The sequence below is a fragment of the Thiocystis violacea genome, assembly GCF_016583575.1.
Classification (GTDB): domain Bacteria; phylum Pseudomonadota; class Gammaproteobacteria; order Chromatiales; family Chromatiaceae; genus Thiocystis; species Thiocystis violacea.
In genome coordinates this window covers 43,171-57,863 of record NZ_NRRG01000014.1, presented here as the reverse complement: position 1 = coordinate 57,863, position 14,693 = coordinate 43,171, and the positions used below count along the sequence as shown (strand labels likewise).

Here is a 14,693-nt window from a genome sequence, read left to right as displayed (position 1 = left end):
GGGGATTCGATTCATGTATATCCTGCTACTGAGCATCCATGGCCTGATTCGCGGCCATGATCTGGAGCTGGGACGCGACGCCGATACCGGAGGACAGACCAAGTACGTCGTCGACCTCGCCCGCGCGCTCGGCGAGCGTGACGAGGTGTCGCAAGTGGATCTGGTCACGCGCTGCGTGCTGGATCCCACCGTCAGTCCGGATTATGCCGAGCGCATCGAGCCGCTCGGCGACAAGGCGCGCATTCTCCGCATCGACGCCGGTCCCGAGGAGTACATCCCCAAGGAGCAGCTCTGGGACCATCTCGACAGCTTCATGGACAACCTGACCGCCTTCCTCAACGAGCAGGGCCGCTGGCCGGACGTGGTCCACAGTCACTACGCGGACGCCGGCTATGTCGGGGTGAGACTGTCCAATCTGATCGGCGCGCCTCTAGTCCACACCGGGCATTCGCTGGGTCGGGACAAGCGCCAGCGCCTGCTCGCGGCCGGGCTGGACAGTGACCAGATCGATGCCCGCTACAACATGCTGCGCCGCATCGACGCGGAGGAAACCGTGCTGGCGAGCGCCGAACTGGTCATCACCAGCACCCACAACGAGATCGAGGAACAATACGGCCTCTACGACTACTACCTGCCCGAACGCATGCGGGTCATCCCGCCCGGTACGGATCTTAAGCAGTTCCACCCGCCGTCCGGGGAAGATCCACCGATTCGCTTCGCCTCCGAGGTCGAACGTTTCCTCGGCGCGCCCGACAAGCCACTGATCCTGGCGCTTTCGCGCGCCGATCATCGCAAGAACATCGTCGCCCTGGTGGAAGCCTACGGAGACTGTCCGCGACTCCGCGAACTGGCCAATCTGCTGATCGTCGCCGGCAACCGCGACGACATTCGGGATCTGGAAGAGGGCGCGCGCACGGTGCTGACCGATATCCTCATCACCATCGACGCCCACGATCTCCATGGCCGGGTCGCCATCCCCAAGCATCACGCCGCCGACGAGGTCGCCGAGATCTACCGTCTGGTCGCGCGCTCGGGCGGCCTCTTCATCAACCCGGCCCTGACCGAGCCGTTCGGTCTGACCCTGTTGGAGGCCGCCGCGAGCGGACTGCCGCTGGTCGCGACCGAGAACGGCGGACCGGTCGACATCATCGGCAACTGCGAGAACGGTCTGCTGGTCGATCCGCTCGACCGGGGCGCGATCGCCGAGGCGCTCCTGCGCATCCTGGAGGATCGCGACACCTGGCGGGCCTACTCGGAGAATGGCCTCGCCGGGGTGCGCGAGCATTATTCCTGGCAGGCGCACGCCGAAACCTATCTGGGTCTGATCGGGCCGCTGAGCGAGCGCCGCGAGACCATCCCCGACACCCCGCCGATGCGTCGCCGCATGGTCTATCGCGACCGCGCGCTCTTCACCGATCTCGATCAGAGCCTGCTCGGTGATCCCGAGGGCGTCGAGCAATTCGTGGCCATGATGCACCAGAACAAGCGCTGCTCGAACTTCGGCATCGCCACCGGACGGCGCCTGGACTCGGTCCTGATCGAGCTGAAACGCCACCGCATTCCGGTGCCGGACGTGCTCATCACCAGTCTGGGATCGGAGATCCATTACACCGCGCGCCTGGTTCCGGACGACTTCTGGAACGAACACGTCGACCATCTCTGGAAGCCCGGCGTGGTGCGCCGCGCGCTGGCCGAGGTGCCGGGGCTCGTGCCCCAACGCAAGCTCCAGCAGAGTCGTTTTAAGATTTCCTATCACTACGACCCCGTGGTCGCGCCCTCGGTCGAGGAGATCGCGACCCGGCTGCGTACCTGGGACCTGAGCGTCAACGTCATCCACGCCTTCGGTCAGTTCCTGGATATCGTCCCGATCCGCGCCAGCAAGGGCCAGGCGGTGCGCTACGTCACGCACCGCTTCGGCATCCCGCTGGAGCATGTACTGGTGGTCGGCGGCTCCGGGGCCGACGAGGACATGATGCGCGGCAACACCCTGGCGGTGGTGGTCGCCAACCGCCATCACGAGGAACTGTCCCAGCTCTCCGAGATCGACAACATCTATTTCGCCGAGCAGGCGCACGCCAAGGGCATCCTGGAGGCGATCGAACACTATGATTTCTTCCACAGTTGCCGCGTTCCGGAGTCGACCACATGAGCCGCCCCCTGCTGCTCTGCACCGACCTGGACCGCACCCTGATCCCGAACGGGCGCGAGCCGGAGTCGCCCGAGGCGCGACCACTTTTCCGTCGTCTGGTCGCCGACAAGGCCGTGACCCTGGCCTATGTCACCGGCCGCCATCGCGCGCTGGTCGAGGAGGCCATAGCCGACCATGAACTGCCGCGGCCCGACTATGTGATCGGCGATGTCGGCACCAGTCTCCATGCCTTGGAGGAGGGCGTCTGGCGCCCGGTTCACGCCTGGGAGGACGCGATCGGTGGGGCCTGGGCCGGCGCCGGCGCGGCGCGCATCCAATCGCTCCTGACCGATCTCGCCGAACTCAGGCTCCAGGAGCCGGACAAGCAGGGGCCATTCAAACTGAGCTACTACACGCCGGCCGACCTGGATCCGGAGGCGCTGCGCGCGCGCATTCGGGAACGCCTGGCCCCGCGCGCGATTCGCGCCAACCTCATCTGGAGCATCGACGAAGCCGCCGAGGTCGGGCTGCTCGACGTCCTGCCCGAGAACGCCTCCAAGCTCCACGCCGTCGAATTCCTGATGAACCGGCTGGGTCGGGATACGACCAGCACGCTATTCGCGGGCGACAGCGGCAACGACCTGGAGGTTCTCGTCAGCCGCATCCCCTCCGTGCTGGTCGCCAACGGGCACCCGGACGTGCGCGAGCAGGCCCGGCGGCGTTCCCATGAACAGGGACTGGAAGATCGACTCTATTGCGCCGTCGGCGGCTGGCGCGGAATGAATGGCTGCTATGCGGCGGGAATCCTGGAAGGCGTCGCCCACTTCCGGCCGGATCTGGCGGAGCGGCTGACGAGTGAATCGGGCTGAGCTCTTCCGAGGGTCGCTTGGCCGAGACGGCCGAACCCCGATGCGTAGGATGGGCAAAGCGAAGCGTGCCCATCCTCTACGCTCCGAGGCTCAAGATTCAGGGATCGTCACGAGGTTATTTCATCCTTTTTGCTCTTACCCATGATGAATCTCCTTCGTGAAAATAGATGGTTCCATGAATTTCATCGTCACTGATCACTTCAAAATCTCCTCGCCCGCCAACCTCATCCATTTCATCCTGGCCCATCCATGAATATTCGATTCTCGGATTCTTTTCCCCCTTAGATTCCTTGAAATCCATATCGCCTTGCACGTAACCAAACATGAATGAACCGTGATTATTCGCGTCGAATTCGAAATAACCAGGGCCTTGCTCGTCAATAAAGTGCAAGTCCCATTGTTCCATTTCGGTGATTTTCCATTTGCCAAGAATCTGTTTCATTATGCGATCCCCAATGTAAATGACGGGTGTCGGATCGAATGACAAACTCGGTCGGCCTGGAGATGCCGGGGAGAGAAGGGGCCTGTGACGGCCCCGCGATACACGCCGGGCACGAGGCTTCGCCCGATCAGGTGACGACGTCCGGCTCCTCGCGTCCGGTGCGGGCGACGATCTGGGCCAGCTCACGGGCGATCAGGACCAGGGGCCGCATGGCTTCCTGGGTTTCCTGCTGATGGCGCGCCGGGTCGGGCTCGAAGTATTCGAGGTAGACCCTCAGGGTCGCGCCGGCCGTGCCCGTGCCGGACAGGCGGTAGACGATGCGGGCGCCGCTCTCGAAGCCGATGCGGAGGCCCTGGTGCTCGGAGACGCTGCCGTCGATGGGGTCGGTGTAGGCGAAGTCATCGGCATAGCTGACGGTCTGGTCGCCGAGTTTCCGGCCAGGGAGGTCGGGGAGCAGGCGACGCAGATGGTCCATGAGTCCCTCGGCGCCGGCCAGCTCGACCGCTTCGTAGTCGTGACGGGTGTAGTAGTTGCGTCCGAAGCGGCGCCAGTGGTCGATAACGATCTCGGCGACCGATTGCTGGCGCACCGCGAGCAGGTTGAGCCAGAAGAGCACCGCCCAGAGTCCATCTTTTTCACGCACATGATCGGAGCCGGTGCCGAAGCTCTCCTCGCCGCAGAGCGTGATGCGGCCGGCGTCGAGCAGATTGCCGAAGAATTTCCAGCCGGTCGGAGTCTCGAAGCACTCCACGCCCAGGAAGTCGGCGACCCGGTTGGCGGCCTGGCTGGTCGGCATGGAGCGCGCGATCCCGCGGATGCCGCTGTGATAGCCGGGCGTGAGGTGCGCGTTGGCGGCGAGCACGGCGAGGCTGTCGCTGGGGGTGACGAAGAAATCCCGCCCGAGGATCATGTTGCGGTCGCCATCGCCATCGGAGGCGGCGCCGAAGTCGAGCCCGTCCGGTCCCAGGGTCAGCGCGACCAACTCCTGGGCGTGGGCGAGGTTGGGGTCCGGATGGTGACCGCCGAAATCCTCCCTGGCGATGGCATTCATCACGGTGCCCGGCGCGGCGCCGAGGCGGTTCTCCAGGATCGCGACCGCGTAGGGGCCGGTGACGGCGTGCATGGCGTCGAAACGCATGCGGAAGTGACCGGAGTTGAAGAGCTGGTGGATGGCGTTGAAGTCGAACAGCGCCTCCATCAGCTTCGCGTAGTCCTGCACCGGGTCCATGACCTCGACCGCCGCGTCGCCAAGCTGGAGGGTGCCGAGCTTGTCCAGATCGATCGCCGGGGCGTCGAGCGTCAGATAGCGGTCGATGGTGCGGGTGCGCTCAAAGATGGCATCGGTGACCGACTCCGGCGCGGGTCCGCCGTTCGCGGAATTGAACTTGATGCCGAAGTCCTCGTCCGGACCGCCGGGATTGTGGCTCGCGGACAGCACGATGCCGCCCTGGGTCTTGTACTTGCGGATGACGCAGGAGACCGCCGGGGTGGAGAAGATGCCGCCGCGCCCGACCAGGATCTTGCGCACGCCGTTCGCGGCGGCCATGCGCAGGATGATCTGGATCGCCTCGCGGTTGAAGTAGCGGCCATCGCCGCCGACGACCAGGGTGCCGCCATTCAGCTCGGTCTGGGTGTCGAAGATGGCCTGGACGAAATTCTCCAGGTAGCCCGGCTGCTGGAAGACCTTGACCTTCTTGCGTAGCCCGGAGGTACCGGGGCGCTGGCCCTCGAACGGGGTGGTGGCGATGCTGTGCGTTTCCATCTTCAAACCCTTGACTTATGGTCGAATAGCCTTCACTGAGCGGCCAGCGTAAGGCTTCGGGAGTTGGCAACGCGCGCCAGTGGTTTCGGCGTCACCGAACAATGGGTTCGGCCGCGCCCTGAACCCGGACGGCCGCGCGGCCCAAGCGGATGATTGTATCCCCCATGGCCCATGCGACAATAGCGGATCACCTCAAGCGAGGCGGCCAGGCGCCGCCTCATCATCAATCCTTTTCGTCAGAACCCAAGGTAACGACACAAGATGACAATCGAAGCGCACAAGGAAACATTGGAATTCAAGGCCGAGGTGAGTCAGGTGCTGGATCTCGTGATCCGCTCGCTCTACTCGAACAAGGAGATCTTTCTGCGCGAGTTGGTCTCGAACGCCTCCGACGCGGCCGAGAAGCTCCGCTTCGAGGCGCTGAGCGACGACGGGCTCTACGAGGGCGACAGCGAGCTGCGGATCCGGGTGACCATGGACCGCGAGGCCGGCACCCTGACGATCTCCGACAACGGCATCGGGCTGGGTCGCCAGGAGGTCATGGAGACCATCGGCAGCATCGCCAGCTCCGGCACCCGCCGCTTCATCGAGAGCCTGTCCGGCGACCAGGCCAAGGACAGCAAGCTGATCGGCCAGTTCGGCGTCGGCTTCTATTCCGCCTACATCGTGGCCGACAAGGTCACCCTGACGTCACGCCGCGCCGGCCTGGGCGCCGAGCACGGCGTGCGTTGGGAGTCCGACGGGCGCGGCAGCTACACCCTGGAGACGGTCGAGAAGGCCGGACGGGGCACGGATGTCACCCTGCATCTGAAGGAGGACGAGAAGGAGTTCCTGGATAGCTGGCGGCTGCGCTCCATCATCGGCAAGTTCTCGGACCACATCGCCCTGCCGGTCGAGATGGTCAAGGAACTCTATGGCGAGGAGGCCGAGCAGAAGAAGGACGAGCCGCCCGAGTTCGAGCAGGTCAACCGTGGCACCGCGCTCTGGATGCGCAACAAGTCCGAGATCACGGAGGGGGAGTACCACGACTTCTACAAACACGTCTCGCACGACTTCGAGCCGCCGCTGTCCTACGCCCACAACCGGGTCGAGGGCACCAACGAATACACCACACTGCTGTTCGTGCCCAAGAAAGCCCCCTGGGATCTCTTCGACCGCGAGCAGAAGCACGGCGTCAAGCTCTATGTGAAGCGCGTCTTCATCATGGACGAGGCCGACAAGCTGATGCCGCACTACCTGCGCTTCGTCAAGGGCGTGGTGGACTCCGACGACCTGCCGCTCAACGTCTCGCGCGAGCTGCTGCAACACAACCGCAAGATCGACACCATCCGCCAGGCCAACACCAAGCGCATCCTGGGTCTGCTGGAGACACTGGCGAGCGATGAGCCGGAGAAATACGGCGCCTTCTGGGACGAATTCGGCAAGGTGCTCAAGGAAGGGCCGGCGGAAGACTTCGCCAACAAGGAACGGCTCGCCGCGCTCATGCGCTTCGCCACCACCCACAGCGACTCCAACGACCAGCGCGAAACGCTTGACGGTTACATCGAGCGCATGAAGGAAGGTCAGGACAAGATCTACTACATCACCGCCGACACCCCGGTCGCCGCCCGCTTCAGCCCGCATCTGGAGGTCTTCCGCAAGAAGGGCGTCGAGGTGCTGCTGCTCTCCGACCGGGTCGACGAATGGCTGGTCAACCATCTGAGCGAGTACAAGGGCAAGTCGCTGCATTCGGTGGCCAAGGGAGATCTGGACCTGGGCGAACTGGCCGACAAGGAGGAAAAGGAAGCCAAGGAAAAGGCGGCGGCCGAGCACGGCAGCCTGCTCGAACGCCTGAAGACGGCGCTTGGCGAGCGGGTCGAGGCGGTCCGTCCCAGCACCCGGCTGGTCGACTCACCCGCCTGTCTGGTGGTCGGCGAGGACGACATGAGCGCCAATCTCGCGCGGGTACTCAAGGCCGTCGGTCAGAGCGCCCCGAATACCAAGCCGACCCTGGAGATCAACCTGGATCATCCGCTGGTCAGGCGTCTGGAGTCCGAAGCCGACGAGGCGCGTTTCGGCGATCTCGGCCTGATCCTGTTCGACCAGGCGCAATTGGCCGAGGGTGGTCAACTCGACGATCCTGCCGGTTTCGTCGGGCGGCTGAATAAGCTGATGTTGAATATGATGATCGCTGGCGGCTGAGGCGGGAGGCCGGGCGTCCCCGGCGTCTTCGGGGACGCCTTCATCCCGAACCCGGCTGGTCGACGCGCCTGACGATGAGTCTCGCGCCTTCCGCTGGCCGCGGCCGTGCCGAAACCCCGCGGCTCGGCCAGGGAGGGTCGTTAGGGGACGATTGACGGCGAGCGCTTATGCCGCGCTCATGTATCGAAAGCGACTCGAATCGCGGATGAGCCCAATGGCATGGGATGCCCGGAATGAGTAGTCCCGCCCAAGAATACCGTGGCACACTCCGGTCGCGATCATTTTTCACTGATGGAGAACACATTATGCGCATCGTCCTACTCGGCGGCCCCGGCGCCGGCAAGGGAACCCAGGCGGGTTTCATCAAGGCCCACTTCGGCATCCCGCAGATCTCGACGGGGGATATGCTGCGCGCGCACGTCAAGCAGGGTACCGAGCTGGGCCAAGCGGCCAGGAAGATCATGGATGAGGGCGGCCTGGTGTCCGACGAGATCATCATGGGCATGGTCAAGGAGCGGATCACGGACGACGACTGCCGTAACGGTTTCCTGTTCGACGGCTTCCCGCGCACCCTGCCGCAGGCGGATGCCTTGAAGGATGGCGGCGTCATGGTCGACGCGGTGGTCGAGATCGATGTCCCGGACGAGGAGATCATCAAGCGCATGTCCGGCCGACGGGTGCATCTCGCCTCCGGTCGTACCTATCACCTGGTCTTCAATCCGCCGAAGGTCGAGGGTCTGGACGACGAGACCGGCGAGCCCCTGATCCAGCGCGAGGACGATCGCGAGGACACCGTCATGGCCCGGCTCCGGGTCTATCACGATCAGACCGAGCCGCTGATCGGCTACTACTCGTCCTGGGCGACGCGGGGAGGCGAGGGCGCGCCTCACTACATCAAGGTCCAGGGGATCGGTACCGTCGAGGAAATCCGGGCGCGCATCATCGATCAGCTCGACGCGCTCTAGGCTTCCGTGATCGGCCCCTCCGGCGACTGGCCGACCCGCGCCGGTCCTGGTCGGGCCACCGGGGGCCGCTGTTTCTGTTAGTATCCCGCGCCAATATTCATTTACGGGGAGCCGCCATGGCCGTCGTCGAGCTTGATACCGCCAGCTTTGAACAGACCATTCAGGACAACGACTTCGTCATTGTCGATTTCTGGGCGCCCTGGTGCGGTCCCTGTCGGTCCTTCGCGCCGGTTTACGAGAAGGTTTCGGATGATTTCGGCGACATCCTGTTCGCCAAGGTCAACACCGAGGAACACCAGCCGATCGCCGCGCACTTCCAGATTCGTTCGATTCCGACCCTTATGATTTTCCGCGAGCAGGTCATCATCTTCTCCCAGGCGGGCGCCCTTCCGGAGGGTTCCTTCCGCGATCTGCTGACCAAGGCGAAAGAGCTCGACATGGCCGATGTCAAGCGTCAGATCGCCGAACAGGCCAGCACTCAGGCCTGAGCGACCAGGATCGCCGGGCGTCACGCGCCTCGGTCCCGAGTGGGATCGGGCGGGGCGCTCCGCTCCGGGCGGCGGAACCAGATCATGTATCGCATGCTTACCTGAACGACGATGCAGCGCGCCTGTCACCCCTGGGCGACCGCGAGCCTGCTCTCGGGGCGCCCGGACGTGGGTGCCCTGATGAGTTTGTGCGAGGAGAATTTCACCTTCATGGGGCGCCTGGCGCCCGGTCTGCGTCATTATCGCGGGGAGCTTGTCTCCCGCCAGCGTGGGGCCATCGATCTGCATCTGGAGATTCAGGAGCAGGCGCGCTACACCACCCAGGTGCGTCTGACTCACATCTTCGTGGCCCAAGGGTGTTTGGAACCCCGTCCAGATCCCGACGCCTGCCTGCGTGTCTACCATGATGCTCGACAGGTCGAGGTTCTGAACCTCAAGCAATCCGTCCTGCCGTTGCGCAAGGACTACGCGCATCCGGCCCTGGCCGACAAATGGCAGGCCAATCTTTTTCTCTCCAAGTGGCTATTCTTTTGCCTGCGTCAGGGGCATCGGTTCGGCCAGCGTCCGGCCAGCGGACTCCAGTCCGCTCCGGATGTTCCGCCGACTCCCTGCTTCGTTCGATCCTAGCCGTCCGACCGCGCCCATTGATCCAGAGATTCAAGCGCGTGGTTGAAATGGGAAAAATGTTGACTAATTTAGTGTGATAGGGTTCAGGCGGTCCCAGCGCCGATTCGCTCGATCACCATCAACATCCAGCAGGCACCAGAACGATGAGACTATCGACCAAAGGCAGATACGCGGTCACCGCCATGCTCGACTTGGCGTTGCATTCCGGCAAGGGCCCGGTCACCCTCGCGGACATATCGGTCAGCCAGGGGATCTCGCTCTCCTACCTTGAGCAACTGTTCGCGGCTCTTCGAGCCAAGAAACTGGTGCGGGGGGTGCGTGGCCCTGGAGGCGGATACTATCTGGGCCGGACTCCGGAGGAGATCTCGATCGCCAACATCATCTGCGCCGTGGATGAGTGGGTGGAATTCACCCGCTGCGGCGGGCGCGAGAATTGCCGCGAGGGGCAGCGCTGCCTGACCCATCATCTCTGGGATCAGTTGAGCGACGAGATCTTCCGTTTCCTGAGCGATATCACGCTTCAGGATCTGGTCGATCGGGGCGGCTGTTCCAAGGTCGAGGTGGCCGCCCCTGGCCTCGCTCAGGAAGGTGTGCGGCGCAGACAGGCGGCCTGATGTGGCCATCGGCTGGCTGATCCAGGGAAGGTTCCTCGCGCGCGATCCCGCGCCATTCGGGCGCGCCCGGCCTTCGACGGCGCGCGCGGACTCTCACTGAAAAAAAACCACCGTCGGTGGTATGCTTCGCAGCTTGATCCCAGGCGGCCAGGCATCCTATCGGTCCCGACGCCCCTGTCAACCAACCCTTGGCCAGATAATTGATGGGCGCCATGGCAGAGCAGCCGGACGGTTTGATTTCGATTCAAGACTTCGTGCGCTGGGGCGCGAGCCGCTTCAACGCGGCCGGTCTCCACTTCGGGCACGGCACGGACAACGCCATCGACGAGGCAGCTCAACTGGTGTTGAGCAGCCTGCGTCTCGATCCCGGCTTGCCCGCGAGTTTTCGCGACTGCCGCCTTACGCCGGCCGAGCGTGTGCGGATTTCCGAGCTGATCGAGCGCCGGGTCGTCGAGCGGGTTCCCGCGGCCTACCTGATCGGTCGTGCCTGGTTCGCCGGTCTGGAATTCCTGGTCGACGAGCATGTGCTGGTTCCTCGGTCGCCGATCGCCGAGTTGGTCGAGGCCGGCTTCGATCCCTGGATCGATGCCGAGCGGATCGGCCGCGTGCTGGATCTCTGCACCGGCAGCGGCTGTATCGGGATCGCGGCGGCGGCTTATCTTCCGGACGTGGATGTCGATCTGGTGGATATTTCGCCCGAGGCCCTGGCGATCGCCCGCCGGAACGTGGAGCGGCACAAGCTCGAGGATCGGGTGCGGGTGCTGGAATCCGATCTGTTCGACGGGCTAGGCAGCCATCGCTATGACGTGATCGTCTCCAATCCCCCCTATGTCTCGCGCGCCGAGTTCGATGGGCTCCCGGCCGAGTACCACAACGAGCCTCGGCTTGGCCTGCTCGGCGGCGAGGACGGTCTGGATCTCGTGATCCGGATCCTCGACGAGGCTTCCCGTCACTTGAACGAGGGCGGGATCCTGGTCCTCGAGGTGGGCAATTCGGCTCAATTCCTGGACGCCCGTCTGCCGGGCGTGCCCTTCACCTGGCTCGAATTCGAGCGCGGCGGCGAGGGTGTTTTCCTCCTGACGCGCGAGCAGCTCGTCGAGTACCAATCCCAGTTCGAGGAGGCGCTCGCCTCATGAGCCCGAGACGGGCGCGCCGCGTCGACGAGTACGTCGAATGGGTGCGTCTGGCCGTCTTCGAGGTGGACGACCTGCGTGACTGCCTGGAATTCGAGCTGGAAGACCTGACCAGGTTCCCCGCCTTTCTCGACCCGCTCGAGGAGGGGATCAAGGCGGTCCATGCCGCCATGAAGGATGGAAGTTACGTCTTTGGTCGAGAGGATCTGCCGTTCATGGACCTGGCCGGTAAGTACGCGGAAGAGATTCCATTCCATACCCTGCTCAACCGGATCAACGAGACCCATCGCCGTGGGCTCGACCTGGGTGGGGATGATGCCTGAACAGGCTTTACGTGATGTGCCGTTCGGGGGCCGGATGCGCGCCCCGCGGCTGGAGGATTGAACGGTGGAGCAAGGCGTTTCCTTCGACCTTGAGTTGATTCGTCGCTACGACCAGAGTGGTCCGCGCTATACCTCGTACCCGACCGCGGTCGAGTTCGACGAGTCCTTCGACCAGACCGCCTATCAGGCGGCCTGCGCGCGCAGCAACGAAAGCGGACGGCCGCTCTCGATCTATTTCCACATCCCATTCTGCGACACGGTCTGCTTCTATTGCGCCTGCAACAAGATCGCGACCAAGGATCGCTCGCTCGCGCCGCCCTATCTGGAGCGGGTTTACCGCGAGCTGGAGATGCAGTCCGCGCTCTTCGACAAATCGCGTCAGGTGGAACAACTGCACTGGGGCGGCGGCACACCGACCTTCCTCAGCGACGCGCAGATGATCGAGCTGATGGAGGTGACGCGCCGTCATTTCACCCTGGCGGGCGACGATGTCGGCGAGTTCTCGATCGAGATCGACCCGCGCGAGGCCGATGCCGACACGGTCAAGCTGCTGCGGCGCATCGGCTTCAACCGCATGAGTCTGGGCGTGCAGGACTTCGATCCGCGCGTGCAGGAGGCGGTCAATCGCTTCCAGACCGAGGCGCAGACCATGACGGTGCTGGAGGCGGCGATCGCCGAGGGCTTCCGCTCGACCAGTATCGATCTGATTTACGGCTTGCCCTTCCAGTCGGTCGAGAGCTTCGGCAAGACCCTGGAGCGCGTCATCGAGGTCAATCCACAGCGGCTGTCGATCTTCAACTATGCCCATCTGCCGGATCGCTTCAAGCCGCAGCGGCGCATCAACGACGCCGATCTGCCAGCCCCCGAGGTGAAGCTCGACATCCTTCAGTCGACCATCGCGCGGCTGACCGAGGCGGGCTACATCTATATCGGCATGGACCACTTCGCGCGCCCCGATGACGAGCTGGCGCTGGCCCAGCAGGCCGGCACCCTTTATCGCAACTTCCAGGGTTACTCGACCCATGCCGACTGCGACCTGATCGGCATCGGCGTGACCTCGATCGGCATGATCGACAACACCTACGGCCAGAACCGGCGCGAGTTGGCCGAGTATTACGCCGATCTCGACGCCGGGCGTCTGCCGGTCTTTCGCGGCATCGAGCTGAATCGCGACGACCTCATCCGGCGCGACGTCATCACTCGCCTCATCTGTCACTTCCAGCTCGACAAAGGTTCGGTCGAGTCCAAGTGGGGCATCCAGTTCGACGACTATTTCGCCGAGAGTCTGGGCAAGCTCGCTGGCATGGCCGAGGACGGACTGGTCGCGCTCGACGCCGACAAGATCCGCATCCTGGCGCGCGGGCGGCTGCTGGTACGCAACATCTGCATGGCCTTCGACGCCTACCTGGCCGCCAAGACGGGTCCGATCGGGTTCTCCAAGGTCATTTGACGACCCGCCGCGCGATGGATGACTCGCAATCCGTCGACCTGGACATCCCCGCGTGCTTCCGCCACATGGCCAAGCGTCGCGGGGATGCGGTCTGCCTTTTCCATGACGAGGGAAACTGGACCTTCGAGGCCCTGGACCGGGCCTCCGATGGCCTCGCCGCCGCTCTGGCGGAGGCGGGTATCGCCGCCGGGGATCGGATCGCGCTCCTGTGCGGGAATGGTCCCGAGTTCGTCATCGCCTATCTCGGCATCCTCAAGGCCGGCGCGACGGCGGTTCCGCTGAATCTTCTGCTGAACCCCAGGGAAATCGCCTTCATTCTCGATGACTGCGGCGCCAGAGGGCTGGTCTACCAGCAGGCTTTCGCGACCGTCGCCGACTCGGCCATGGAGGGTTTGGACGGGATCGGGTTGCGGATCCGTATCGGCGAGGCGGATGAGTCGGAAGCGGTCCCTTTCGCGGACCTGATCGAGCATCCGGGACCGCCGCCCGAGCGCGCGCTTGGCTCGGGCGCGGGCGAGGGGCTGGCGGTCATCCTCTATACCTCGGGCACGACCGGGCACCCCAAGGGGGCCATGCTCAGCCATGCCAATCTGCTCGCCAACGCGGCCAGCGTCGCGCAAGCCCTGGACTTCACCCAGGACGACCGGGTGCTGGTGGTGCTGCCCATGTTCCATGCCTTTGCCGCGACCGTGGGGATGTTGACACCCCTGTTGCATGGCTTCGCCCTGGTGCCGGTCGCGCGCTTCGAGCCCAGGCTGGTCACCCAGGCCATCGTCCGGCACGGGGCGACGGTCTTTCTTGGCGTGCCCAGTATGTGCGGTCTGTTGCTGCGTCTCGACGAGGAGATGACCGCGCTCTGGCGCGGTGTGCGCATCGGCGTGAGCGGGGGCGCGGCCATGCCCCTGGCCATCATGTCGGCCTTCGAGGCACGTTTCGGTGTGCCCCTGCTGGAAGGGGATGGCCCGACCGAGTGCGGTCCGGTGACCTGCGTCAACCCGGTCCGGGGCGAGCGCAAGCCAGGATCGGTCGGACCGCCGATTCCCAATGTCGAGATGCGGATTCTGAATGCCGAGGGGAGTTCGGTCGCGGCTGGCGAGATGGGCGAGGTCTGCGTCCGTGGTCCCAACGTGATGAAGGGCTACCTCAATCAGCCCGAGGCGACCCGCGAGAGCTTCTTCGGCGACTGGTTCCGGACCGGCGATCTGGGATATCGCGACAGCGAGGGCTACTTCTATCTGGTCGATCGGCTCAAGGATCTCATCATCACCAATGGGATGAACGTCTATCCGCGGGCGATCGAGGAGGTGCTCCACGCGCATCCCGAGGTCGCGGAGGTCGTGGTCGTGGGCGATCCCGACCCCCGCCACGGCGAGGTGCCGGTCGCTCACCTGGCGCTGAAGCCCGGCGCCACCGTCACGCCGGCGGGCCTGCGCGCCTGGTGCCGCGAGCATCTGGGTCAGCATGAGATCCCGCGTCGGTTCGAATTGCGAGAGGCGTTGCCCAGGAACGCGGCCGGCAAGATCCTCAAGCGTGAGCTGCGCCGTTCGGGCGAGCGCGAGCGCGGATTCTCGTCCGCGTCGGCCGACACGGACGAGGGCGCCTCGGACTGATGGTGCTTGGAGCCCCATCGGGCGGCAGGCTATACTGAACGGCTTTTGAGGGTGCGGGCAAGCTGCCCACGCCAGGATTTCGTAACAGGCGGGCTGCTACA

13 protein-coding genes are annotated in these 14,693 nt (G+C 64.4%); 11 read left to right on the top strand and 2 right to left on the bottom strand.

Annotated features, from left to right (window positions below; genetic code table 11):
- Window positions 1–13: 13 nt before the first annotated feature.
- Together CKO27_RS09290 and CKO27_RS09285 are read left to right on the top strand one after the other, a co-directional pair.
- The gene (locus CKO27_RS09290) at window positions 14–2,149 is read left to right on the top strand and encodes an HAD-IIB family hydrolase (RefSeq protein WP_200374605.1); all 2,136 of its coding nucleotides are present in this window, start codon (window positions 14–16) and stop codon (window positions 2,147–2,149) included.
- Window positions 2,146–2,997 (top strand): HAD-IIB family hydrolase, encoded by an 852-nt coding sequence (locus CKO27_RS09285; protein ID WP_200374604.1) that lies wholly within the window; start codon window positions 2,146–2,148, stop codon window positions 2,995–2,997. Before CKO27_RS09290 ends, CKO27_RS09285 begins: the two co-directional genes overlap by 4 nt.
- Before the next feature lie 115 nt (window positions 2,998–3,112).
- Here the strand turns inward: CKO27_RS09285 and CKO27_RS09280 are convergent, their stop codons facing one another.
- Together CKO27_RS09280 and CKO27_RS09275 are read right to left on the bottom strand one after the other, a co-directional pair.
- Window positions 3,113–3,439 carry a hypothetical protein gene (locus CKO27_RS09280; RefSeq protein ID WP_200374603.1) on the bottom strand — a complete coding sequence of 109 codons (327 nt, stop codon included), beginning with the start codon at window positions 3,437–3,439 and terminating at the stop codon, window positions 3,113–3,115.
- 127 nt (window positions 3,440–3,566) lie between these two features.
- The gene (locus CKO27_RS09275; protein ID WP_200374602.1) at window positions 3,567–5,201 is read right to left on the bottom strand and encodes an alpha-D-glucose phosphate-specific phosphoglucomutase; all 1,635 of its coding nucleotides are present in this window, start codon (window positions 5,199–5,201) and stop codon (window positions 3,567–3,569) included.
- Between the two features lie 261 nt (window positions 5,202–5,462).
- Between CKO27_RS09275 and htpG the strand changes: the two genes are divergently transcribed.
- From htpG to CKO27_RS09230, 9 genes are all read left to right on the top strand, one after another.
- Entirely contained in the window at window positions 5,463–7,382 is a 1,920-nt protein-coding gene (htpG, locus tag CKO27_RS09270) for a molecular chaperone HtpG (protein WP_200374601.1), read from the top strand.
- A 305-nt stretch (window positions 7,383–7,687) separates the two neighbouring features.
- Window positions 7,688–8,347 carry an adenylate kinase gene (gene adk, locus CKO27_RS09265; protein WP_200374600.1) on the top strand — a complete coding sequence of 220 codons (660 nt, stop codon included), beginning with the start codon at window positions 7,688–7,690 and terminating at the stop codon, window positions 8,345–8,347.
- Window positions 8,348–8,463: 116 nt separating this feature from the next.
- Entirely contained in the window at window positions 8,464–8,835 is a 372-nt protein-coding gene (gene trxA / locus CKO27_RS09260) for a thioredoxin (RefSeq protein ID WP_200374599.1), read from the top strand.
- A gap of 111 nt (window positions 8,836–8,946) precedes the next feature.
- On the top strand, window positions 8,947–9,462 hold the full coding sequence (locus tag CKO27_RS09255; RefSeq protein WP_200374598.1) for a DUF1249 domain-containing protein: 516 nt from the start codon (window positions 8,947–8,949) through the stop codon (window positions 9,460–9,462).
- Window positions 9,463–9,605: 143 nt separating this feature from the next.
- Window positions 9,606–10,076, top strand: coding sequence for an Rrf2 family transcriptional regulator (locus tag CKO27_RS09250; protein WP_200374597.1), 471 nt, complete (start codon window positions 9,606–9,608; stop codon window positions 10,074–10,076).
- Between the two features lie 212 nt (window positions 10,077–10,288).
- Entirely contained in the window at window positions 10,289–11,212 is a 924-nt protein-coding gene (gene prmB / locus CKO27_RS09245; protein ID WP_200374596.1) for a 50S ribosomal protein L3 N(5)-glutamine methyltransferase, read from the top strand.
- Complete coding sequence (locus CKO27_RS09240) at window positions 11,209–11,532, top strand: general secretion pathway protein GspF (protein ID WP_200374595.1); 324 nt, start codon at window positions 11,209–11,211, stop codon at window positions 11,530–11,532. Before prmB ends, CKO27_RS09240 begins: the two co-directional genes overlap by 4 nt.
- Before the next feature lie 64 nt (window positions 11,533–11,596).
- Window positions 11,597–12,982: an oxygen-independent coproporphyrinogen III oxidase gene (gene hemN, locus CKO27_RS09235; protein ID WP_200374594.1), complete on the top strand. Its 1,386-nt coding sequence runs from the start codon at window positions 11,597–11,599 to the stop codon at window positions 12,980–12,982.
- Window positions 12,983–12,996: 14 nt separating this feature from the next.
- Entirely contained in the window at window positions 12,997–14,592 is a 1,596-nt protein-coding gene (locus CKO27_RS09230; RefSeq protein WP_200374593.1) for a long-chain-fatty-acid--CoA ligase, read from the top strand.
- Window positions 14,593–14,693 lie beyond the last annotated feature (101 nt).

Bases quoted from the DNA above. Each gene is read 5' to 3' on its own strand.
- prmB (WP_200374596.1), top strand. From the start codon at position 10,289: ATGGCAGAGCAGCCGGACGGTTTGATTTCGATTCAAGACTTCGTGCGC.
- CKO27_RS09240 (WP_200374595.1), top strand. From the start codon at position 11,209: ATGAGCCCGAGACGGGCGCGCCGCGTCGACGAGTACGTCGAATGGGTG.
- CKO27_RS09280 (WP_200374603.1), bottom strand. From the start codon at position 3,439: ATGAAACAGATTCTTGGCAAATGGAAAATCACCGAAATGGAACAATGG.
- CKO27_RS09230 (WP_200374593.1), top strand. From the start codon at position 12,997: ATGGATGACTCGCAATCCGTCGACCTGGACATCCCCGCGTGCTTCCGC.
- trxA (WP_200374599.1), top strand. From the start codon at position 8,464: ATGGCCGTCGTCGAGCTTGATACCGCCAGCTTTGAACAGACCATTCAG.
- CKO27_RS09290 (WP_200374605.1), top strand. From the start codon at position 14: ATGTATATCCTGCTACTGAGCATCCATGGCCTGATTCGCGGCCATGAT.
- CKO27_RS09275 (WP_200374602.1), bottom strand. From the start codon at position 5,201: ATGGAAACGCACAGCATCGCCACCACCCCGTTCGAGGGCCAGCGCCCC.
- CKO27_RS09255 (WP_200374598.1), top strand. From the start codon at position 8,947: ATGCAGCGCGCCTGTCACCCCTGGGCGACCGCGAGCCTGCTCTCGGGG.
- htpG (WP_200374601.1), top strand. From the start codon at position 5,463: ATGACAATCGAAGCGCACAAGGAAACATTGGAATTCAAGGCCGAGGTG.
- CKO27_RS09285 (WP_200374604.1), top strand. From the start codon at position 2,146: ATGAGCCGCCCCCTGCTGCTCTGCACCGACCTGGACCGCACCCTGATC.
- adk (WP_200374600.1), top strand. From the start codon at position 7,688: ATGCGCATCGTCCTACTCGGCGGCCCCGGCGCCGGCAAGGGAACCCAG.
- CKO27_RS09250 (WP_200374597.1), top strand. From the start codon at position 9,606: ATGAGACTATCGACCAAAGGCAGATACGCGGTCACCGCCATGCTCGAC.